This is a genomic window from Pseudoalteromonas sp. CF6-2, assembly GCF_021729425.1.
Taxonomy (GTDB): Bacteria; Pseudomonadota; Gammaproteobacteria; order Enterobacterales; family Alteromonadaceae; genus Pseudoalteromonas; species Pseudoalteromonas arabiensis.
The window spans coordinates 97,419-118,895 of the sequence record NZ_CP091443.1 but is presented as its reverse complement, the minus strand read 5'-3'; the positions used below and the strand labels follow the sequence as shown (position 1 = coordinate 118,895).

Genomic DNA, 21,477 nt, shown 5'->3' with positions numbered 1-21,477 from the left:
GGTTTTTACTTGTTCATCTTGGTAACAAATCACTATTCAAAGATTTTGCTTTACCTCATTAGATCTTCTTTAGAACAGCTTAAAGTTAGAACATTTATCCAATAGTTTCAGCCTATAACCCAAGGCTATGATTTAAAGCTTTTTTGTCAATTGTTTAGGTTAAGTTAATTGTGCAAGGTAATGAATGGAATAATTAAAAATATAAAACAGGATGAAGAAAATGCCTTCGCAAAAGATAACAAAATACCCATTAAATAAAGTCAGTTTATCCTTATTAATTGCTCTTAATCTACTCCATATATCTGAGGTTGCAGCACAGCAAGCTGACAAGAAACAAGTTAAGACACCTGAAAATGAAGAATTAGAGATTATCAGTGTCGTTGGCTCAATGATCAAAGGGGCTAATATTGAAGGGGCGCTCCCTGTGTCTGTTATTGATTCTGATGATGTTGACGCAATTGGCGCGACTTCAGGAAGTGAGTTGTTTGCATCGATACCTAGTAATGGAACAGTAAGTTTTAATGGTAACGATGTAGTGAGTGGTGTGTATGCGTCACGAGGGGATGTAGCATCAATTAACTTACGTAGTATTGGTACGGGTAACACACTTGTATTGTTGAATGGGCGACGTTTGGTACAACACCCAGGCTCGCAAACAGAAAACTCAGTGCCAGTAACGACCGTTAATATGAATTCGATTCCAGTAATGGGGATTGATGCTGTTGAAGTTTTACATGATGGCGCTGCTGCTATTTATGGCTCCGATGCGGTTGCAGGGGTCGTTAATACGCAAATGAAAAAGGATTTTAGCGGTTACCGTTTTGATATGCAGTATGGCCAGGCTGAAAATACGAGTCGTGAAAAGCTCAATTTAAATGCGCTAGCTGGCTGGGATGTTAATGATGGTTCAACCAATATAACAGCCTCAGTTAATTACTATCATGGTTCTGAGGTTATGGCTTCAGAAACGAAGTTTTCACGCAATAATGATTTAAGACCATTCTTAGAGGGCACGCGTTGGGAGGGAGATTCTAACTTTAGAAATAACTCAACAACAACTCCTTGGGGACGTTTTGATGCGAGTCAAGCAGTTGACGGCCTGACAAGTTCAGCCGGACGGTTTCATATCGAAGATGTGGATGCCAGTGATTCAAATCAGCGATGTGTATTAAGCAATGGCTTGTGCATTGATAGTGGCAGCATTTCAAGTGACACTCAAGGTTATAACACCAATAGTAGCCGTACGCTTATTCCTGAAACTGAACGGTTAAATTCATTTGTTTTTATTAATCATGAACTAAGCTCAGGTACCGAGTTATACAGTGAACTAGGTTATTACCAAGCCGAGTCAAACTCACAGCGAGGTGAAACCGCTACGTTAACCTCTGCACCGGTGACAATCTCAAGTGATGCATATTGGAACCCGCTAGGGAGTGGTATTAATCAAGTGTCTGGTTTTGGGATTCCCGCACAAGGACTCGATGTCACTATTGATGCTTACCGTGTTGTTGATGCTGGTGCTAGAGGGATTAATGTGGACAATAAATCTTATCGTGCTTTAGCGGGTGCCCGAGGTGATCTTGATGCATGGAGTTGGGACAGTGCGGTACTTTATTCCAAAGCTAAAACAGTTGATAAAACGAATAACCGTATAAGTTTAAGTCTCTTTCAAGACAGTGTAAACCGCCAAGACAGCTCTGCATATAACCCTTTTTGTAATGCATCTTGTAACTCTCAAGAGACGATTGATAGCTTTTTAATCGATATCAGTCGTGAGGGTGAAACAGAACTCGCATTAGTCGATTTTAAAGTGTCGAATCCTGCTTTATTTTCACTACCTGCTGGTGATGTTGGTATAGCAATGGGAGCTGAGTGGCGTTATGAAAGTTTCGCAAACACTTATGATGACAGATTAAATGGCACTATAACCTACACAGATACTGTAACGGGGAGTAATTATGCTTCTGATGTTATGGGCTCTAGTGGTCAACCAAATGCTGATGGTTCACGTAATGTAGCGTCGGCGTTTGTTGAGTTTGCAGGAGCGCTGATCAGTCCTGAAATGGAAATCCCTCTAGTCGAGAAGCTTAACTTTCAGCTTGCTGGTCGCTTTGAGCAGTACAATGACGTAGGAAGTGTATTTAAGCCAAAAGCAGTACTCAGCTGGTATCCTACCTCTAGTTTACAAGTACGAGGCTCTTACTCAGAAGGTTTTAGAGCTCCTAATCTTGAGCAACTTCATACCGCCAGTACAACTCGTGTTAATTACCCAACAGATTACTATCGATGCCAAGCGCGAATAAATAAAGGGGAGTTGAGCAACTTAAGTGAATGTAATGGCAGCGACAGCGTCTCTAATATTCGCTTAGGGAACACAAAACTAAAACCAGAAAATGATTACAACTATGGATTAGGCCTAGTTTATACACCCGAATTTATTGACAACCTAACGCTTACAGCCGACTTTTGGCGTATAGAACAAGAAGACCTGATCGGTATACGCTCCTATCAAAATATCGCTGACTTAGATTATTTCTACCGTTTAAATGGCGCAGCTAACCCAAATGTTATTCGCTCACAGGCAACTGCTGATGATATCGCTTTTTTTGACGGTTCTGGTTTGGCAGCGGTAGGCGACATGGTTGAAGTTGTTGGTTTATATGAAAACTTAGACTCTCGTGTTACTGAGGGCCTCGATTTAAGCATCAACTATCGCTTAGCTGATACTGACTTTGGTGATTTTGATATAAAACTTAACGCGGCAAAATTACTAAAAGCATATCAAAGTGTTGATAGTGAATCGGCAAAGTTAGCTGCATTAGGTTTACCTCTTGAAGATGTGGGCGATTTAATTCAAATGGACGGCCGTCCTCAGTGGCAAGCAACCGGTACTTTAACTTGGCGCTATAACAATTGGGGAGCAGGCTTGTATGGTAAATATGTTGGTGATTTTTATGATACGAGCGCCGTTCATGATGAAACCGGTGAATATTGGCATGTAAGTAGTTGGAGTACTTTTAACGTGTATGGTCAATACACGTTTGATTCTGGTACTCGCGTTCGTTTAGGTATGCGAAATATGTTTGATAGAGAGCCACCTCTAGCAGATGAAACATACGGTTATAACGCAAGCTTGCACAATGCAGAGGGGCGTTATTTATACGCTAACTTTAGTTTTAGTTTTGAATAAATAATCATTCAATTAGATGAGAAGTTGTGTGCTTCTCATCTGCTTTATGGGATAAAAAATGCGAATTAATAAACTAACAAGCATCATCGCGAGTGTTATTTTACTGGCGGGTTGTACTAAGGGAACCCTGCAATCTATCGACACAATTATTATTGGAGAGGTTATTTATAGCGGAGCATCTGAAACTCCGTTTTCTGGTGTGATTGGTATTGATAAAGGCAATATAGTCTTCGTTCAAAAACATCTACCTACTGATATCAAAGCAAAAAAGACAATTAACGCGCAAGATTTTATCATCGCACCTGGTTTTATTGACCCTCATACACATGCGTGTAACGATTTTAAAGGTGGGCTGACAAATCTAAATGCAAACTACTTAACGCAAGGTGTCAGCACCGTATTCTGTAACGTCGATGGCGGTGGCGATGTTAATGTTGCGGGAACATTGCAAGATTACCAGCAGCAAGGTATTGGCACCAATGTTGGGCTTTATGTTGGTCATGGTTCAGTCCGTAAGGCGGTAATGGGACGCGTAAATCGCGCGCCAAGCAACAGCGAGCTTGAGCAAATGAGAGAGCTTGTAAAAGAGGCAATGAACGCGGGAGCATTGGGTTTATCAACAGGGCTTTATTATGTGCCTGGTAACTATGCGACAACCGAGGAGGTTATTGAGCTGGCTAAAGTCGCAGCAGAGCATGGTGGTGTTTATGATAGCCACATTCGTGATGAAAGCTCTTACAGTATTGGTCTTATAGGCGCTATTGAAGAAGTTATAACAATTGGTGAAGAAGCAAGGTTGCCCGTTCACATCGCTCACATTAAGGCGTTAGGAACCGACGTGTGGGGAGAAAGTGAGCAAGTTATTAAACTTATAGATAATGCGAGAGCGCGGGGAATTAAGGTGTCTGCGGATCAGTATCCTTGGCGAGCCTCAGGAACCAGTGTTGCGGGTAGTTTAGTACCACGTGAAGTGCTTGCCGGTAGCAAAGAAGAGTATTTAGCAAGATTACAAGACGCTTCGCAATGGCCTACAATTCGTACAGCCATGTTAGAAAACTTAAGGCGCAGAGGCGGAGCTGATTCTTTATTGATAAGTGACCCTACGCGCCCTGATATACGTGGTAAGACACTGGCTCAAATCGCTGAAGACTGGCAGTTGGATGCAATTGACGCAGCAAAAAAAATAATTATTTCAGGTAATGCGCGGGTTGCCAGTTTTAATATGTCTGAGGACGATATTAAAGCGTATATGCAAGCTCCATGGGTGATGACTTCATCCGATGGCAGCCCTGGTCACCCAAGAAAGTACGCCTCTTTCCCAAAAAAATATCATGAATATGTTTATCAAAAAAAATGGCTAAATCTAGCTGAGTTTATACATAAAAGCAGCACGCTAACCGCAGAGACATTTGGTTTAACTAATCGAGGAAAATTAGTTGTGGGAAATGTCGCTGATATTGTTATTTTTGATAAAGAAAAATTTGCTGCTAATGCAGATTATTTAAACCCAGAAAAGCTAAGTTCTGGTGTGCAATGGATGCTGATAAACGGCCAGTTAGCTATTGATAATGGCAAAGTGTTAAATGTATTGGCAGGCCAAACTATTCGACAAAATCAATCACTAAGGTAGTCATTATGAAAATGTTTTTTAAGGCGCTTTTCTGTTGTCTCATCATGTTTTCTTCTTGTTATGTGTTTTCTAGCGCCGCGAGCAACTTTTATAGTCCAGCAACGAATTTTAATACAGATATAATTTCCCCAGAGAACTTTTTGGGTCATCAACTAGGTGAGCAAATGGTTCGTAATGATCAGTTAGTTGCTTACTTTAAGATGTTATCAGAACAATCAGAACGCGTTAGTTTTGAAGTAATTGGCTATAGTCACGAGCGCAGGCCAATAATTACTTTGACAATTAGCTCGCCAGCAAACCTAAAAAGGCTGCCCGAAATACAGCAAAAGCATATGCTTTTACAGCAAGGTAATGCATTAAATACTTCAAATATGCCAGTGATAAGTTGGATTAACTTTGGTGTTCATGGCAGTGAAGTAAGCTCAACAGACTCTGCGATACCTATTGCCTACCACCTTGCAGCTGCACAAGGTAAAGAAACAGAAAAGCTATTAGAAAATAGCGTTATTTTGTTAACAGCTAGTATGAACCCTGATGGCAATAGTCGTGAAGCCTCTTGGAATTTACGTTATCAATCAGAGGTAGCTATTAGCGACCCTGCGCATGCTTTACATGGTTCTCCATGGCCGTCAGGGAGAACCAATCATTATTGGTTTGATTTAAATCGGCAGTGGATGTTGCAGCAACATCCAGAGCCCGTGAGTTGGGTGAAAAAGTTCCATGACTGGCGACCAAATATCGTGGCTGATTTTCATGAAATGCGCTCTTATAAATCGTTTTATTTTCACCCAGGCGCACCTGATAGGGTTCATCCATTAATCAATAAGCAGGCTATGGGGTTGTTATCGGATGTTGTCGAGCAACCTCGCGCGTATCTAGATAGCGCTGCTACTTTGTTTTTTAATGAAGAGGCCTATGATAATTTCTACCTTGGTAAAGGAGCGACTTATCCACATTTATACGGCAGTTTAGGTATTCTATTTGAACAGGCCAGTTCTGCTGGGGTTTTGGAAACACCAAGAGGGCTGTTGTCATTTCGAGAAAATATTAAAACGTATTATCATGTAGGCCTAGCGCTTCTTAATAATGCTGTAGACAAAAAACAGGCCTTACTTAATTATCAGTATCAGTTTTCTAAAGAGACTAAAGAAACCGCGAAGAACGATAGTGTAAAAGGGTATGTATTTTCAGCACCAGAAGACCCTGCAAAGATCTTTCATTTCTTACAGCTACTTAGCCGCAATAAAATAGACGTTAAGCCCCTGACAAAAGACATGACCGTTAACGGTAAATCATTTTTTGCAAATCAAGCATACGTTGTTGAATCAGCTCAAGCGAGTTATCCCATGCTTAAAGGTTTGTTCTCAAAAGTAACGCGCTTTGAAAATAATACATTTTATGATGTATCTGGCTGGACGATGCCGTTAGCTTTTGGCATTGAATATGAAGAGCTCAAACAAAGTAATTACCAAGTAGGTGAAGTGCTTGCGGTTACTTTTCCTCGCCAACCCTCCCCAAGCGAGGCTCAGGTTGCTTATGCATTTGAATGGAGCAATTATTACGCCCCTAAATTGATGTATCAATTACTGCAAGAAGGTTTTCGTCCCCGTGTTGCTAATAATGGCTTTCAAGCAGAAACAGACCAAGGGCAAAAAACATTTATGCGCGGTACAGTGGTGGTGCCTGTATCGAATCAAGATAAAAGTAAATTACATTCATTAATGAGCCAGGCTGCGGAGCAAGATGCGATAGCTAGCTACGCATTGCAATCATCGCATACTCAGAGTATTGGCATGGATTTGGGTAGTAATAACATCGAAGCAATTGAACAGCCTCACGTATTACTTGTTATTGGGCCTTCAATTTCACAGTATCAAGCTGGAGAAGTTTGGCATCTACTTGATAAGCGCATGAATATTCCTAGTGTTTTAGTGACTAAATCACAGTTAGAAAAGTTAGATCTAAATAACTACAGCCACATTGTGCTTGTTGACGGTCAACACGCAAATATTAATAAGAAAACCACCGATAAGTTATTAACTTGGACCCGCTCGGGAGGGACATTTATTGGTATAGCTGACGGTGCAAAATGGGCCAGCAAAGAGTTGCTAGACCTTGTTACGGTCGAGATTAGCCCGGGTATTGAGAATCAGCGAGAAAGAATCAATTATGGCCAGAAGTCACACCTTGAAGCGCAAGATATTATTGGTGGTGCAGTCATGTTAGGAGACTTAGACATTACCCACCCGCTTGGATACGGCTATGTAAGAAGAGAGGTTGCCAGTCACCGAAGTGGCTTACTGGTGTTTGAAATGCCAAAAAACCCTTACGCGTCTATTGTACAGATAGCTCAAAAACCGTTATTAACAGGGTTTGCTTCAGTTGAAAATCAACAGCAACTAGCAGGAAAAACAAGTTTAGTTGCACAAAGGTTAGGAAAAGGAAGTGTTATTTTATTTGCCGATGATCCAAACTTTAGAGGCTACTTTTATGGAACAGAGAAGCTATTTTTAAATAGCTTATTCTTTTCAAAGTTATTCGTATCGCCCAGATAGTGTGCATTTTTGAGCCCCAAGCGTTCGACTTCGGGCTCAAGTTGGGTGTTCATTTGCATTTCAAAAAAAGACAATAAAATGATAAGCAACAATAAACTTTTACCCTTTCTGATCCTTTTAAGTGCCATTGCAAGTGCATTGTATGTGAACTTTTTTGTCACTCCAACATGGTTAGAGCAATCTTATTTATACGATACATATCAAACTGAGCATAATCAGTATGCTTATATGTATAAAGGAAAAGAAGTCACTATAAACTCAGTTGTGGCATATCAAGACTCACCTTTAAATCAAGCCTCTTTAGATGCGAGTAAACAAACTCCGAGTTTAGAAGAGCAATGGGTTATGACTGATGATGGCGAGGTACGCTTACTTAAACCTGCCTTTCATTATGGCTTATGGTCACTGCTGCCTGCATTTGTCACCATTTTATTGTGTTTGATTACCAAAGAGCCACTTACGTCTCTATTTAGTGGTATTGTTGTTGGGGCTTTATTACTTGGTCACTATGATTTAACCAATGACGTTATCATTGTGAATTTAGCAACTGAAAGTAGCGCTGCTTTGTTATTACTTTACTTGTGGTTATTAGGCGGGTTGATTGGTATCTGGTCTCGAACAGGGGCGGCTCAAGCGTTTGCAAACTTTATGACAAAGCACTTTGTGAAAGGGCAGCGCTCAGCCAAATTAATTTCATGGTTTTTAGGCGTTATTTTCTTTCAAGGCGGTACCATGAGTACAACCTTAGTTGGCACCACAGTGCGCCCCCTTGCTGATAAAGCAAAAGTGAGCCATGAAGAAATGAGTTATATTGTTGATTCAACAGCCTCCCCTATTGCATCAATCCTCGCATTTAATGCATGGCCTGCTTATATTCAAGCGCTAATTTTTGTACCTGGGGTTTCTTTTCTTGCCACAGAGTCAGAGCGAATTAAATTTTTCTTCTCAAGTATTCCATTTAGTTTTTATAGTTTTTTCGCCGTTTTAGGCACATTTTTGTTGACCATGAATATTACGCGTTTTTCTGGCAAGCGGATTAGAGATGCTCATCAACGCGCATTATCAACAGGACAGCTTGATGCCCCAGATGCAACACCATTGAGTGCAAAAGAGTTACAGCAAACCCATGTCCCTTCTCATTACTCGCCACATGTATTAGAGTTTTTATTGCCTTTGATAAGCTTGATTAGTATCGCCATTATTACTTTTTTATACAGTGGTACGCCTGAAGTTAATTGGGCATTTGGGGTTGCGTTATTAATGTCTGCGTTTATTGCGTTGTGTAAAGGTATGTCGTTAAGTGACCTGATGGACGGGTTTGCAACAGGCTTAAAGGGGGTTGTTGTTGCCTCTGTTATTTTAATGCTTGCGGTTATTATAGGAACCATTAGTAAACAAATTGGTGGAGGTTTGTACCTTGTATCTTTACTTGGGGATGGTTTGCCCTTTTGGCTGCTGCCAATACTTCTACAGCTGATCACGCTCGCAATAGCTTTTTCAACAGGCACAAGTTGGGGAACCTATGCTGTCGCATTTCCTTTAGCAATGCCACTTGCTTGGGCTATTAGTCAATCACAAGAACTCGCACATCCAGAGTTATTTATGGCTGTATGCTTTGCTGCGGTTTTAAATGGGAGCGTATTTGGTGATCAGTGCTCACCTATCTCAGATACAACGATTTTAAGCGCTATGACCACAGGGTGTGATCTGATGGACCATGTTAAGTCGCAGCTTGTTCCTGCATCAATCGCAGCTGGTCTGGCAGGTTTACTTTGGACTTTGACTGTTTACTTTTTTGCCTAACTTTAGGAGTTAATAAATGCGACTGCGACATATCGAAGTGTTCCATGCAATCTATACAACGGGTTCAATCACGAATGCCGCTAAAGCTTTACATGTATCACAACCCTCGGTTAGTAAAGTTTTATCGCATGCGGAGATGCAATTAGGTTTTAAGTTATTTGAGCGGGTAAAGGGACGTCTCATTCCAACTGAGGAGGCGTCGATGCTATTCAACGAAGTTGACAAAATTTACCAGCAAATGCGGTCGATTAAAAACACAGCTGAAAATATAAAAAAAGCTGAGTTTGGCAATATAAATTTAAGTGTTACACCTGCCTTAGGTTTCGATGCACTTCCCTGTGCAATAGCAAAGTATCATCACGCGTATCCAAAAGTTAACTTTAATGTGCAGACGATTCATAACAATGAAGCATTGCAAGCATTACTTGAACATAAGTGCGATTTGGCTGTTGTTTTTTCGCCGAGTGCGATGCCAGGCGTTAAAGCTATTAAAATTGCACAGTCAGAGCTGGTTGCGGTATTTCCTAAACGTTTATTTCCATCTATACCTGCTCAGCTGACCTTTCAGGAACTTGAAGGGGCAGAATTTATTGATATAAGTGATAGTGGCCCTTTAGGGCACCTGTTGTGGAAGCGCATGCTTGAGGAAAATATCGTACTGGACTCTACAATTAAAGTGCAAACTTACTTTATTGCTGCACGCTTGGTAGCACAGGGAGTGGGTGTATGTATCGTTGATAAGTATACTGCTATGGGAAACTTGTCAGATGACATTGCTATCGCCTCATTCAGCCCTCCTTTATTTTTCAACGTGAGTGCTCTTCATTTAGAAAATAAAGTTTTATCACATGTTTTAGACGCCTTTTTAAATGAGTTATCTAATTGTATTTAAAGGGTATTTTTTCTGGTTATAAACATAGGTTATAGGTGCAATAATTCTTCATTCTTTTCTAAATTTTAAAAAATAATATGCTCTGTTTAGTCAATTTTTCTTTCTAAATTAGAGATATATTATGCAAATTAAGCCTCCTTATTTACTATTTATCGGTGATGCGACCGATAAACTCTCAATTAAAATGGCACAAAGTTTAGCTGATTGGCGCGCTGAACTTTGTGTAGGCGAGCTGAGCGTTAACGGTTGTACAGTCAGTACTGGTCTCAATCAATGTAGCATCTGTGAAGCTGCTAAGTTAGGCGCAAAAACATTCGTTCTAGGTTTTGCTAATAGTGGTGGTGTGTTAGACAAAAAGTGGTTGCCAATTATTAGTGAGGCAATAGAGAACGGAATGAACATCGTAAGTGGGCTTCACGATAAGCTCACTAACTTTGATGAGCTGGTCAGTCTTTCGCAAAAGCACAATACAAATTTATTGGATATTCGTCATCCAAGTACAGCATTTGCAACAGGCAAGGGATATAAACGCAAAGGTAAGCGATTACTTACTGTGGGAACAGATTGCTCTGTAGGTAAAATGTATACAAGCTTAAGCCTAGAGAAAGCGATGAAAGAACAAAATATAGATGTCGACTTTAGGGCTACGGGGCAATGCGGAATTTTAATCTCAGGCAGTGGTGTAGCGATAGATTGCGTTATTGCTGATTTTATTTCCGGTGCTGCAGAATCATTAAGTCCTGATGCAGAGGAAACGCATTGGGATATTATCGAAGGGCAAGGTTCACTGTCACACCCTGCTTTTGCTGGAGTTAGCTTGGGATTGTTACATGGTTCTCAGCCTGATGCGTTAGTGATATGTCATGCTTTAAATAGAACCCATATGCGTGGCTTACTCCATACTTCCTTTCCTAGTATTGAAACGACGATAGAGTTAAATATTGCTGCGGCGAAATTAACGAACCCTGATGTTCAGGTGGTCGGTATTTCAGTTAATACATCCAGTGTTAGTATTGAACAAGGAAATGAAATTTGTGAGCGTCTGAGTCAGACATTTGGTGTGCCATGTGTTGATCCCTTACGTGATGGCGTCGATTCAATAGTGGCCAACTTATGCTAACAGAAAGATTGTTCAATATATCCTTAGAAACGTTGTCGAGCGTCTACACTGTCTCTGTTTTTCATCAATCAATACCATTGAAATCAGACTTTAAAATTTCTAGAGGAACAAAAAAGAGCGCAGATGTGATTGTGGTTGTGATTGCAGACAAAGAATTTTACGGCTGGGCTGAATCGGTCCCCTATGCGCGTTATGATGAATCGATAAGTACATCGACAAAACAAATTAAAGCATTGTTTTGTGATCGTTCCTTCACTCGCAAAATGGAACTTTCCGAGTTAATTAATACACTCCCCGCTGGCGCTGCCCGTAATGCACTAGATTGTGCTATGTGGGATCTTCAGGCCAAACAAAGTACACGACCAGTTGCAGAGATATTGAGTAAAACCAGTATAACGAGTATTTGCGCGCACACACTTAGCATTGATACACCAAAAGCCATGCAAGAGGCTGTATTGGCGATGAATTCCCCTCCCCTAGTGAAAGTAAAACTAGATAAACAAGATATCATCGCTAGGATGACGGCTATTGCAAACGCTGCGCCTCATAGTCAGTTTATCGTAGATGCAAACGAAGATTGGTGCTTTCGTGATTTAGAAGAGAATGTAGAGGCGCTAAAAGCACTTAATGTTGTACTCATTGAGCAACCCCTACCCGCTGGTGAGGATGAGCAACTGATTAACTTCACATCGCCAATCCCTCTTTGTGCTGATGAATCATGCCATACTGAAAATGATCTTCCTTATTTGCAGGGACGATATCAAGTTGTCAATATTAAACTCGATAAAACAGGAGGTTTAACACAAGCTTGTTCGTTAGCCAGTAAAGCCCAAAAGATGGGGTTTGATATAATGCTTGGCTGTATGGTGGGCAGTTCTCTAGCGATGGCACCAGCCTCATTACTTGCATCACAAGCTCGTTATGTCGATTTGGATGGGCCACTGTTAGTGTTAAAAGATCGAAAGCATCACTTTACTTATGCTGATGGTCAAATGAGCCCTCTTCAAAGTTGTCTATGGGGAGGTGCGCATAATAGTGAGCGCTTTTTCGTTGATCGCTTACAGTTACAGTAATGCTTTTCAATTAAGCTCCCATAAGCTTGTCATAGCAGGGAGCTTAGAGGTATTTATTCTACAGAAATAAACACCTCGACCTCTTCACTATTTTTGTAAAACTCATAGTCAGTTTTATAAGCGCGAATATATGGGCAGTGCTCATTACTAAAGTATTGCCATACTTGCCCCCATACATCGACAACCGTTTGAGGCATAGCTCCTTTACCGCTAAAGCGAAGATATTTCCCCGTTGCAAGGTCTATTGATTCTGTATTAGCTGATTGTACAGGGGTATTGGTGCAAGCATAGACATCAAAGTCTCCAGTAACATCTGATTCGTAATGTGTGTATACACCATAAACTTGGCTTTCACGAGATAGTTCCGGCGCAATATTGGCATAAAATTCCTGCCATAACGTCGCTATTTTAGCGCCCCGACCACTCATTTCGTTGCTGTTACAAGTGCGAACTTTTAAACCAAATAATGTGGTGGAGTTATTGATAGTGATATGTGCTTGCTGCTGATCCATAGCGTTTTTTCCTTGTGTGTTTTGTACCTATAAAATATCAGAATTTTGGATTAGATATATAGCTTTTTTGAAAAATTTTAGTCTTGAGCGTTATGGATGTATCTAACAGGCTAAAAAATAGTCATAGTATCGCAATCACCATCAGGTTAAGATGAATTTAAATTAAAATAAAATTAGCAGGTGTTTTTATGAATAAAATCAATGCTCTCATCTACTTTCTCGCGTTTAGTAGTGGTTTTTGTATCATGGGGATTGAGCTTTTAGGAGGGCGAATTTTGGCCCCCTATTTTGGTAGCAGTGTACATATTTGGGGCAGTATAATTACTGTATTTATGCTGAGTCTATCGATTGGCTATCTACTAGGCGGAAAGCTGTCTACACATAACCCCTCCTTAGCTAAATATGGCGTTATCTTTTTTATCGCCAGTATTATGGTCATCCCCATTGTTTTATTTGCTGAGCCTATTATGGCTTTTATTTTTAGCCATATTGAAGACAGCCGTTACGGCTCTTTACTTGCCTCAACAGCATTGTTTTTTATTCCAACGACTATTCTCGGAATGATTTCGCCTTATTCAGTGCGATTATTGGTTACCGATCATGAAAAAAGCGGTCAGGTTGCCGGTGGTTTATATTTTGTTAGCACTTTAGGTAGTGCTCTTGGGACTATCATCACATCTTTCTACATGGTGTTAGCTTTTGATGTAAACGATATTATAAAAACATTTGCATCGGTACTCGGTGCGTTAGGCCTACTTGCTATTGCCGTCAGTCAAACACGTGCTAAGGAGCGCACAGTATGTTTAGAGTCTTGATAGGGTGTGTAATTTTGATATTGTCGTTCGGTGTCTACAGTGAGGTAATACATAAGGAACGTTCGTTATATCGCAATATATTAGTTGAAGAGTCAGGTGATTTGTTGTGTTTAAAATTCAATGAAAAAACCCGCAAAAGTACGCAAAGTTGCATGTATAAAAGTAAACCCAAAAAGCTAGTCTTCAACTACACAAAAATGACATTTGCGAGTTTACTTTTTATCGATAATCCCCAAAATGTCCTCATTATCGGTTTAGGCGGTGGGACATTATCCAATACTATTCACGAGCTTTATCCTAACGCAAGTATAGAAAACGTTGAGATAGATCCCGCTGTGATAAAAGTTGCGCGTGATTACTTTCAATTTATAGAAACCGATAAAGTGACTTCTAAAGTACAAGATGGGCGTATTTTCATTAAACGAGCCGCATTAAAAAAACAGAAGTATGATTGGATTATTCTTGATGCTTTTAATGGTGACTACATTCCTGAGCACTTACTGACTAAGGAGTTTTTTGCTGAGGTAAAAAGTGTGCTTGCTGAGGGGGGGATTGTTGCTGCTAATACTTTTTCTTCAAGTAAGCTTTATCAGCATGAGTCGGCTACTTATTATGATGTGTTTGGTGACTTTGTGAATGTTGTGACAGATAAGAACTCAAACCGCATAATCTTGGCAGGGTTAAATGCGATGCCAAGTGATCAGCAAATAGCAAAGCGTGTAAAGCAATTAGCGGTAAAATTAGCGCCATATGATGTAGATATACATTCATTGAGCGAGCATTTACTCTACACCAAAGATAATCAGAATTGGCCGTCAGATACGAAAGTACTGACGGATCAATACTCGCCTGCAAACCTGTTAAACTATTAGTAAACACATACTCTTTGATAAGGCCAATTTAGTTGCTCTGCTTTTTGGTAGAGCAACGATACCCATCTATCCCCGCTTTTGGCTGGACTAAACTTATTAAAAAGGGGCAAAACTGAAAGGGTATTGCTTCAAAGAATTTGCTTCTGCATAAGTTTCGCAGCTTTTCGTTTTTTCCGATTGATCCTATTTATTTTATAAAATGCATTAATATTTACTTAGCATGCTAAGTAAAATATAATAGTTAGCATGCTAAGTAATTGGAGTGCATTATGTCTTCCACTATCCCCTTTCATGAAACGTTAGATTTAACCCTCTGCGGGAGCATGGGTCGTGTACATCGTTTGTGTCGTGATGCCGTCACGCTTGCGGTGGAACCTCTTGGTCTAACTCAGTCTCGTTGGACTGTTATGATTCATTTGTTTCACTTAAATCAGGGTTGTACCCAGCAAGAGTTGGCGCATAGCTTGGGTATTGAAATGCCGTCTTTAACACGCACTATCAAGCAGCTTGAACAACAACAGATTATTGTACGTGAAGCGGATGCAGAGGATAAACGCAGTAAGCGACTGTATTTTACTGAACAAGGTCTAAACTTATTGGAGACCTTGCGTGTGATCATTGCTGATGTAAAACAAAACCTTTATGCAGATTTAACGACAAACCAGCTAGATACTATGGCACATGGCCTTGTTCAGATGGAAAAAAATGCCCGTCAATGTATTAATCACTACTCAGGAGATAAATAACTTTATGACACCGGATCAAAAATTTGCCCGTTATGTAAAAATTTCCTTAGTGGGTTTCATTGTTCTATTTCTGTATTTTGTAATTGCTGACCTTTATATGCCAGTGACGCCACAGGCCCGTGTATACCACCCAGTTGTGCAAGTGACACCACAGGTAAGCGGCCGCGTGACGGAGGTTTTAGTAACGAACAATCAAGCTGTCGAAAAGCGCCAAGCATTGTTTAAGATTAATGATGAACCGTTTGAGTTGGCTGTTCAACAGGCTGAGCTTGCTTATGATGATGCTAAACTTCAAAACCAACGTTTAGATAGCAGTGTGAAAGCAATTGAGGCGCAGCTCGCGGCAGCGAAAGCAAAACTGCATGAGCAAACATTATTGTTTGAACGTGGTGAATCGTTACTAAAAAAACGTTCTATTTCAGAGCAGGAATACGAAACAATTAATGCAAATTACCAATCAAGTAAGGCAAATGTAGCGGCAATTGAAGCTCAGCTTAGCGAAGCTAAACTTGCTCGCGGTAAAATGGGGGATGATAACTTAGCATTACGCCATGCCCTGAACCAGCTTGAACAGGCTAAACTCAACTTGTCTTATACAACAGTAACGGCCGATACCGATGGTAAAACTGCAAATTTACAAGTGACAGCAGGTACATATGCGAATAAGGGGCAACCTTTAATGGCGATTGTTGCTAATAAAGCTGACCTTGTTGCTGATTTTCGTGAAAAGTCATTGGTACACGTGCAAATTGGCAGTACTGCGAAAGTAAGCTTTGATGCGCTACCCGGCAAAGTATTTACTGGCAAAATTGTTAGCTTTGAAGCGGGAGTCAGTGATGGCCAGCTTAATGCTAACGGTTTACTCAGTGCCACTGAAAGTAGCAATCGCTGGGTACGAGATGCGCAGCGTCAACGTATTCATATTCAATTGGATGAGCACCAAATGTTAGCTAAATTTCCAAGCGGAGCTCGTGCTACAGTTCAGCTTTTGCCTGATTCGAGCGTTGGCAGTTGGTTTGCGAGCATGCAAATTCGCTTTATCAGTGTTCTGCACTTCATTTACTAAGGCAGGGTAAGTTATGTCAGTATTGCAACTCGATGGTAATGGCTTGCGCCAAGCGCTACGCATTGCCACGGGCTCAGCATTAGGGTTCGCACTGGCAAAATTGATGAACTGGCCTAATGGCATCTTTTTTACTGTTTACCCTATGTTATTGCTCGGTTTAGTCCCTGTACTTAATATGCATATTATTCGTCAGTTTTACGCTGGTGCTGTATTCAGTGCATTGTTTGTGCTTGTGGTACAAGGATTGTTTTCCCACTTACCCGTTGTTATGACAATGATGAGTTTTGTCGCATTTGCTTTTTTGTTTTATCAAATGAGCCGTGGCGCTAATTTCTTATTTGGTGCCACTACGGTTGTGAGTTTGTCAATTCAATTGCACTTTTCGACCTACACAGGTGGAGGAGTAAGTATCTATCCTCTGATAATTAGTAACGCTGTTGCTGTTGTGGTTACTGTTGTTTTTTCGATGCTCATGCATGGTTTGTTTCCTGATGTTGCACCGCGTCAAGCACGTGTAATGCCCGAAAAAGCGAAAGAAAGTGTACGCCATGAAGTATTACTTTGTTCAACAGTGGCAACCTTATCGTTTGTGGTATTTCAGGTATTTGATTTACAAGATTCTATCTCCGCACAAGCGGCATCTGTATTGATCTTATTTTCATTGTGCTGGAAAGCGGCTGGTATGGCGGCGTGGCAGCGTGCAGTTGGCACATTAATTGGCTGTAATTTAGCGTTAGTTGCACAGCTCTTTTTATACAATCACACTGATATATTGATTTTTCCTGCGCTTATCTTATGGATTTTGACGTTCATCTTTAGTCGATATCATATAATTTCTGGCGGCATTCCGGGGGTTGGCTTCGGTATTATTACTACGTTTGGTATTTTGTTTGGTCAATCGTTAGGACCTGGGCAGGACTTGGTTTACAGTGCCTTATATCGGTTTTCGTCAGTATCAGTAGCGATTCTTGTTAGTTTATGTGCTGTGTATATTATGCATCATATACTTAATCGTTTTGCTGTAACACGGCATCATACATTTGATTAATAAAAAGGGAGTTAATCTGATGAACTCCCTTTTTTATTGTTCGCTTCAAAAATAGTGGGTAATGATTTCAATAATTCATCTTGTTTCACCACATTTTGCACACAGGTTTTTGAGACAACATCTGCAACCCATGCTCCCCACTGTGAGCTACCAGGTTCTTCACCAGGGGTGGCCCACCATCGAGCCTTGTATAAAATCTCGTTGTAGCAGGTTTCACTCCCTTGCGGGTACGCGCTACCAGCTTGCCAAGAGTCAACCGCAAAACTAGACATAGGTAAAACTGACAGCGTTATCATTGCAATTGCAAAACAGCGTGTTTTGTAGCCCATATACGGCTCCTTCAAAAGTGAGATAGTATTATTATTATAGTATTTGCTAGATTAACCATCAATTAACTTTGTTAACAAGTTACACTTCTTTACAGTTCTGCTTAATTTTGATACTAAGTCGTAATTATAAAGTTATAATTTTATGTTTTTCCTTAGCTCTTTTGTTTGTCCTCTTTTTGTTTTGCTGTCCATCCTCTTGCGTTGAGAGTTTTTACTTGGTTTGGTTGGTCTGCGTTTCTTTTGAACCTGTGTCGCACTTATAATAAGTTCTTTTAAGCGGTTAAGTGCATCCTCTTTATTAAGTTCTTGAGTACGGTGGTTTTGCGACTTTATTACAACAACACCCTCTTTTGTGATTCGAGAGTCATTTAAATTTAACAGTCGTTGTTTGTAAAAGTCAGGAAGTTTGGAACGATTAATATCAAAGCGTAAATGGATAGCACTCGCCACTTTGTTCACATTTTGCCCACCCGCTCCTTGAGAACGGATAGCGCTTATATCGAGCTCCCATTCATCGATTGTTACAGTATTGGAAATAATTAACATTAGGTTCAGTTAGCTGTGATAAAAACTATATTCTAACATTTGTAATTAGCTGATCATAATAACCCGTTAAAACTAACTGGTGGCTAAAACTTGTACACAAGGAGAATCTGATGAAAGCGTTACTTATATCATTGAGTTTACTCATAATGAGTTTTTCAAGCTTCGCAGAAGATATTACGGAAAACCAACTTCAAAGTTATATTAAAGCGTTACCTGCAGTGGCTAATTGGTCGCAGAATCAGCCTGAGCTTAAAAACGTTGACTTAGGAAGTATGTTAAGTGGTTCTGAGGCAACGAATACCTCATCAATGATGGGGTTTCTTGATCAAATAAAACAACACGAGCTATATACTGAGTTTGCGGGCTTAACTGAGCAATATGGTTTTACGCCAGAGCAGTTAATTGTCGTTGGTTCTGAAGTATCAATGGCCTATTTAGCTAATTTAAAAGGTAGCTTGTCTAGTGACAATCAAAAGCGTGTTGATCAAGCTGTAACAGGCTTACAAAGTTTCGGCGCTTCTTCGGCTAATTCGGGCACACGCTCGTTGGCAGGTGCATTAGAAGGGGCAAAATCAAGCACTAACGTGAACGAAGGCAATGTGAATTTGGTTAAGGAATATATGCCACAACTAAAACAACTATTTGCGATGTTACAGTAATCTTGTCATTCAATAAAAAACGGCTAACTAGCCGTTTTTTTGTGGCCAAATAAAGGCATCTGGGTTGTCGAGTTGCAGCTTCTGATTTTCAGTTGGTAAAAAATCGGTTTGTAAAAATTGCTCAATACTGGGATGACGATCAAAGTATAAAATATCAAAAGCAAACCGATTTAAGCCATATAGGCCTCTATGAATCATATTTGCAGAAAAAATTAGTAAGTCCCCTTTTTTAAGAGCAATCGTTTTTCCATTCTTTAGTGCGTTACTATTTGAAGCCCCCTGTTCCTCTAGCCGAACTGTTAACTCCTCTTTTGAGTCCCAGTGTTTATGGCTTGCAGGAATGACTTCAATACCAAGTTCATCTTCAAAAGCCACTCGACAATGCAAAACCTCTGGGCCCTTAAGCGCTTCTTTTTGCTCAGTTAGGTTTAAATGGTACTGCATATCTCTGTGCCAATAATTACGCTGTTCTTTTTTGTAAGGGTTAAAGAAAAGTTGGGTATTCATAAAGCATGGTGCAGCAATAATTGGTCTTACATGGTTGAGCAAAGTATCTGAATTAATGAACTTAAATAAAATTAATTTTTCGTCATCCGTTAAACATCGTGCTGCGGTCAGCCCTGAACTATTGATACCTTTAGTTTTGTAAAAATGTTGGTTTTCCTGTAACCAGTTATTATGAAACTTATCTAGAATTGGGCGAACCTTTGATAGGCTCTTGTCATTGTAAAGGCCCTTTACATGGTAATAACCATATTGTTGATAATAGCGGTTTTGCATTATTAGCCTTTAAGTATGGAGCGTACTTTTGTGCCAAGCTCAGGCAGTACTTGTTGTTCAAACCAAGGATTTTTCTTTAGCCATATATTGTTGCGGGGGCTTGGGTGAGGTAACGGAAGATGGCTTGGCCAATAGTCACGCCATGATTTTACTAACTCTGTTAATGGCTGCTTCTTTGTTTGTGGTAAATGATAAGCTTGCGCATACTTGCCAAGCACAATAGTAAGCTGAATATTATTTAATTGCGCCAGAAGCTTCTCTCGCCATGCAATAGCGCATTCTTTTCTTGGCGGTAAATCACCTGATTTGCCTTTTCCTGGATAACAAAAACCCATAGGTAAAATAGCAAAATTCTGTTCATCGTAGAATTCATCAGTACTTACATTAAGCCACTCTCGAAGTCTATCGCCACTTGCATCATTGAACGGCTGACCTGTTTGATGAACTTTAACTCCGGGCGCTTGGCCTGCAATTAAAATACGAGCGTTACTGTTAAACTGGATAACAGGGTGTGCGCCAAGTGGTAAATGAGGTTCACAGATCACGCATTTACTAACTTGCTCTAGTAAAAGTTTTGTATTCATGAGTTAGTAAAAATATGATCTAGGCTTGTTTTGACCAAACAGCTAGTTCATTACCGCTTGGCTCTGTGAAATGAAAGCGATAACCACCCGGAAAATTAAAAAGAGGTTTTATTATTTTACCGCCATGGCTCTCAACCTGTGATTGAGTTTCCTTAATGTTGTTTGAGTAAAGCACTAACAACGCCCCACCATTCGTTGATAGACATTTTAATGGTGCTTGATAAAAGCCCCCGTCTAGGCCTGCAGATTCACAGCTAAATGCGGTGTATTGAGGTCCATAGTCAGTAAACTGCCATTTAAACACATGCTGGAAGAAAGCTTTAGTTGCTGTTAAATCGCTCGCAGCAAATTCAACGTAATTTAAAGTATGATGGTTTGACATTATTTATTCCTCATTAAGGCTATGCTCAAGGGCCATTTCACAATGTAGCGTAGTGCTATCAAGCAGCGGCATTGAAGTATCAGCTTGCTGTACTAGTAATGCGATTTCTGTACAACCTAGAATTACTGCCTCAGCTCCTTGCTGTTTTAGTTTATCAATAATTGCTAAGTACGCAGCTTTAGACTCTGATTTTATAATCCCTTTGCATAATTCATTATAAATAACATTATGAATGATGGCTCGCTCCTGTGCTGCTGGGACTAACACATCAATAGAAAATTTATCTGCTAGTCGTTGTTTATAGAAATCCTGTTCCATAGTGAACTGGGTTCCAAGTAAAGCGACCTTTTTATGATTATTTTGGATCAGGTTTTCACCAACTGCATCAGCAATGTGTAATAAAGGAATTGAAATCGCAGCTTGTACTTGCTCAGCTAATTTGTGCATTGTATTGGTACAAATTAATAAATAATTCGCACCTGCAGCCTCCACTTGCTTGGCTGCTTTGATCAGTATCTCTGCCATCTGTGGCCAATCTTGTTGCTGTTGTAATCTTGCTATTTCGGCAAAATCTAAGCTTACCAGTACTATTTTTGCACTATGAAGTCCACCAAGGCTTTCTTTAACACCTTGATTTAAAAGCTGGTAATAACTTTGCGTTGACTCCCAGCTCATACCGCCAATTAATCCTATTGTTCGCATCCAAGCACCCCATTCGGTTTTTATATCACCTTATGATATTAGGCTTCGCAAAGCCAGTAGATCATTATTTTACTAACTAGAGAGTACTCGATAAATTTACTTATTCTTCATGGTTACGCAAATGATAATCACTATCTTTTTTATTTTGTCAGTTTATAATAGTGCGCTTTCTA

General features: G+C 40.1%; 20 protein-coding genes. 13 read left to right on the top strand and 7 right to left on the bottom strand.

All coding sequences use genetic code 11. The features are described 5' to 3' along the window. Nucleotides 1-220: 220 nt before the first annotated feature. The 7 genes from L3Q70_RS17265 (at nt 221) to dgcA (ending at nt 12,263) form a co-directional block, all read left to right on the top strand. A complete protein-coding gene (locus L3Q70_RS17265) occupies nt 221-3,190 on the top strand; it encodes a TonB-dependent receptor (protein WP_237115538.1) in 2,970 nt (989 codons plus the stop codon). Nucleotides 3,191-3,248: 58 nt separating this feature from the next. After that, nucleotides 3,249-4,820 (top strand): amidohydrolase family protein, encoded by a 1,572-nt coding sequence (locus L3Q70_RS17260; protein ID WP_237115537.1) that lies wholly within the window; start codon nt 3,249-3,251, stop codon nt 4,818-4,820. A gap of 164 nt (nt 4,821-4,984) precedes the next feature. Further along, a complete protein-coding gene (locus tag L3Q70_RS17255) occupies nt 4,985-7,375 on the top strand; it encodes a M14 family zinc carboxypeptidase (RefSeq protein WP_237115536.1) in 2,391 nt (796 codons plus the stop codon). A 78-nt stretch (nt 7,376-7,453) separates the two neighbouring features. Continuing rightward, nucleotides 7,454-9,178 carry a Na+/H+ antiporter NhaC family protein gene (locus tag L3Q70_RS17250; RefSeq protein WP_237115535.1) on the top strand — a complete coding sequence of 575 codons (1,725 nt, stop codon included), beginning with the start codon at nt 7,454-7,456 and terminating at the stop codon, nt 9,176-9,178. A 16-nt stretch (nt 9,179-9,194) separates the two neighbouring features. Then, the gene (gene dgcR, locus L3Q70_RS17245) at nt 9,195-10,070 is read left to right on the top strand and encodes a LysR family transcriptional regulator DgcR (protein ID WP_062567850.1); all 876 of its coding nucleotides are present in this window, start codon (nt 9,195-9,197) and stop codon (nt 10,068-10,070) included. Nucleotides 10,071-10,191: 121 nt separating this feature from the next. Beyond that, the gene (gene dgcN / locus L3Q70_RS17240) at nt 10,192-11,190 is read left to right on the top strand and encodes an N-acetyltransferase DgcN (protein WP_237115534.1); all 999 of its coding nucleotides are present in this window, start codon (nt 10,192-10,194) and stop codon (nt 11,188-11,190) included. Next, a complete protein-coding gene (gene dgcA / locus L3Q70_RS17235) occupies nt 11,184-12,263 on the top strand; it encodes an L-Ala-D/L-Glu epimerase DgcA (protein WP_083515250.1) in 1,080 nt (359 codons plus the stop codon). Before dgcN ends, dgcA begins: the two co-directional genes overlap by 7 nt. 53 nt (nt 12,264-12,316) lie before the next feature. On the opposite strand, the gene L3Q70_RS17230 is transcribed toward dgcA, so the two are convergent. Then, nucleotides 12,317-12,775, bottom strand: coding sequence for a GyrI-like domain-containing protein (locus tag L3Q70_RS17230; protein ID WP_237115533.1), 459 nt, complete (start codon nt 12,773-12,775; stop codon nt 12,317-12,319). Between the two features lie 188 nt (nt 12,776-12,963). Between L3Q70_RS17230 and L3Q70_RS17225 the strand changes: the two genes are divergently transcribed. From L3Q70_RS17225 to L3Q70_RS17205, 5 genes are all read left to right on the top strand, one after another. Then, entirely contained in the window at nt 12,964-13,590 is a 627-nt protein-coding gene (locus L3Q70_RS17225; RefSeq protein ID WP_062567847.1) for a fused MFS/spermidine synthase, read from the top strand. Then, on the top strand, nt 13,575-14,462 hold the full coding sequence (locus tag L3Q70_RS17220) for a fused MFS/spermidine synthase (protein WP_237115532.1): 888 nt from the start codon (nt 13,575-13,577) through the stop codon (nt 14,460-14,462). Before L3Q70_RS17225 ends, L3Q70_RS17220 begins: the two co-directional genes overlap by 16 nt. Nucleotides 14,463-14,731: 269 nt before the next feature. After that, a complete protein-coding gene (locus tag L3Q70_RS17215) occupies nt 14,732-15,208 on the top strand; it encodes a MarR family transcriptional regulator (RefSeq protein WP_062567845.1) in 477 nt (158 codons plus the stop codon). 4 nt (nt 15,209-15,212) lie between these two features. Continuing rightward, nucleotides 15,213-16,274 carry an HlyD family secretion protein gene (locus tag L3Q70_RS17210; protein ID WP_237115531.1) on the top strand — a complete coding sequence of 354 codons (1,062 nt, stop codon included), beginning with the start codon at nt 15,213-15,215 and terminating at the stop codon, nt 16,272-16,274. Between the two features lie 13 nt (nt 16,275-16,287). After that, complete coding sequence (locus L3Q70_RS17205; protein WP_062567843.1) at nt 16,288-17,322, top strand: DUF2955 domain-containing protein; 1,035 nt, start codon at nt 16,288-16,290, stop codon at nt 17,320-17,322. Between the two features lie 11 nt (nt 17,323-17,333). Here L3Q70_RS17205 and L3Q70_RS17200 read toward each other — a convergent pair whose 3' ends face one another. Both L3Q70_RS17200 and arfB read right to left on the bottom strand, forming a co-directional pair. Beyond that, on the bottom strand, nt 17,334-17,651 hold the full coding sequence (locus L3Q70_RS17200; protein ID WP_062567842.1) for a hypothetical protein: 318 nt from the start codon (nt 17,649-17,651) through the stop codon (nt 17,334-17,336). Between the two features lie 132 nt (nt 17,652-17,783). After that, the gene (arfB, locus tag L3Q70_RS17195) at nt 17,784-18,197 is read right to left on the bottom strand and encodes an alternative ribosome rescue aminoacyl-tRNA hydrolase ArfB (RefSeq protein ID WP_062567841.1); all 414 of its coding nucleotides are present in this window, start codon (nt 18,195-18,197) and stop codon (nt 17,784-17,786) included. 110 nt (nt 18,198-18,307) lie between these two features. On the opposite strand from arfB, the gene L3Q70_RS17190 reads away from it, so the two are divergent. Then, nucleotides 18,308-18,856, top strand: coding sequence for a hypothetical protein (locus L3Q70_RS17190; RefSeq protein ID WP_062567840.1), 549 nt, complete (start codon nt 18,308-18,310; stop codon nt 18,854-18,856). Between the two features lie 27 nt (nt 18,857-18,883). On the opposite strand, the gene L3Q70_RS17185 is transcribed toward L3Q70_RS17190, so the two are convergent. Genes L3Q70_RS17185 through L3Q70_RS17170 form a run of 4 tightly spaced genes read right to left on the bottom strand, consistent with a single transcriptional unit; the run spans nt 18,884 to nt 21,304 of the window. After that, nucleotides 18,884-19,636, bottom strand: a complete 753-nt coding sequence (locus L3Q70_RS17185; protein ID WP_237115530.1) for a phytanoyl-CoA dioxygenase family protein — start codon at nt 19,634-19,636, stop codon at nt 18,884-18,886. A 2-nt stretch (nt 19,637-19,638) separates the two neighbouring features. After that, nucleotides 19,639-20,220, bottom strand: coding sequence for a uracil-DNA glycosylase family protein (locus L3Q70_RS17180; protein WP_062567838.1), 582 nt, complete (start codon nt 20,218-20,220; stop codon nt 19,639-19,641). A gap of 19 nt (nt 20,221-20,239) precedes the next feature. After that, nucleotides 20,240-20,602, bottom strand: a complete 363-nt coding sequence (locus L3Q70_RS17175; RefSeq protein ID WP_062567837.1) for a VOC family protein — start codon at nt 20,600-20,602, stop codon at nt 20,240-20,242. Nucleotides 20,603-20,605: 3 nt separating this feature from the next. After that, on the bottom strand, nt 20,606-21,304 hold the full coding sequence (locus L3Q70_RS17170; protein WP_237115529.1) for an aspartate/glutamate racemase family protein: 699 nt from the start codon (nt 21,302-21,304) through the stop codon (nt 20,606-20,608). Between the last annotated feature and the right edge of the window lie 173 nt (nt 21,305-21,477).

Bases quoted from the DNA above. Each gene is read 5' to 3' on its own strand.
- L3Q70_RS17205 (WP_062567843.1), top strand. From the start codon at position 16,288: ATGTCAGTATTGCAACTCGATGGTAATGGCTTGCGCCAAGCGCTACGC.
- L3Q70_RS17265 (WP_237115538.1), top strand. From the start codon at position 221: ATGCCTTCGCAAAAGATAACAAAATACCCATTAAATAAAGTCAGTTTA.
- L3Q70_RS17215 (WP_062567845.1), top strand. From the start codon at position 14,732: ATGTCTTCCACTATCCCCTTTCATGAAACGTTAGATTTAACCCTCTGC.
- L3Q70_RS17225 (WP_062567847.1), top strand. From the start codon at position 12,964: ATGAATAAAATCAATGCTCTCATCTACTTTCTCGCGTTTAGTAGTGGT.
- L3Q70_RS17220 (WP_237115532.1), top strand. From the start codon at position 13,575: ATGTTTAGAGTCTTGATAGGGTGTGTAATTTTGATATTGTCGTTCGGT.
- L3Q70_RS17250 (WP_237115535.1), top strand. From the start codon at position 7,454: ATGATAAGCAACAATAAACTTTTACCCTTTCTGATCCTTTTAAGTGCC.
- L3Q70_RS17180 (WP_062567838.1), bottom strand. From the start codon at position 20,220: ATGAATACAAAACTTTTACTAGAGCAAGTTAGTAAATGCGTGATCTGT.
- L3Q70_RS17185 (WP_237115530.1), bottom strand. From the start codon at position 19,636: ATGCAAAACCGCTATTATCAACAATATGGTTATTACCATGTAAAGGGC.
- L3Q70_RS17255 (WP_237115536.1), top strand. From the start codon at position 4,985: ATGGTTCGTAATGATCAGTTAGTTGCTTACTTTAAGATGTTATCAGAA.
- L3Q70_RS17260 (WP_237115537.1), top strand. From the start codon at position 3,249: ATGCGAATTAATAAACTAACAAGCATCATCGCGAGTGTTATTTTACTG.
- L3Q70_RS17210 (WP_237115531.1), top strand. From the start codon at position 15,213: ATGACACCGGATCAAAAATTTGCCCGTTATGTAAAAATTTCCTTAGTG.
- L3Q70_RS17175 (WP_062567837.1), bottom strand. From the start codon at position 20,602: ATGTCAAACCATCATACTTTAAATTACGTTGAATTTGCTGCGAGCGAT.
- L3Q70_RS17230 (WP_237115533.1), bottom strand. From the start codon at position 12,775: ATGGATCAGCAGCAAGCACATATCACTATCAATAACTCCACCACATTA.
- dgcR (WP_062567850.1), top strand. From the start codon at position 9,195: ATGCGACTGCGACATATCGAAGTGTTCCATGCAATCTATACAACGGGT.
- dgcN (WP_237115534.1), top strand. From the start codon at position 10,192: ATGCAAATTAAGCCTCCTTATTTACTATTTATCGGTGATGCGACCGAT.
- L3Q70_RS17200 (WP_062567842.1), bottom strand. From the start codon at position 17,651: ATGGGCTACAAAACACGCTGTTTTGCAATTGCAATGATAACGCTGTCA.
- L3Q70_RS17190 (WP_062567840.1), top strand. From the start codon at position 18,308: ATGAAAGCGTTACTTATATCATTGAGTTTACTCATAATGAGTTTTTCA.
- L3Q70_RS17170 (WP_237115529.1), bottom strand. From the start codon at position 21,304: ATGCGAACAATAGGATTAATTGGCGGTATGAGCTGGGAGTCAACGCAA.
- arfB (WP_062567841.1), bottom strand. From the start codon at position 18,197: ATGTTAATTATTTCCAATACTGTAACAATCGATGAATGGGAGCTCGAT.
- dgcA (WP_083515250.1), top strand. From the start codon at position 11,184: ATGCTAACAGAAAGATTGTTCAATATATCCTTAGAAACGTTGTCGAGC.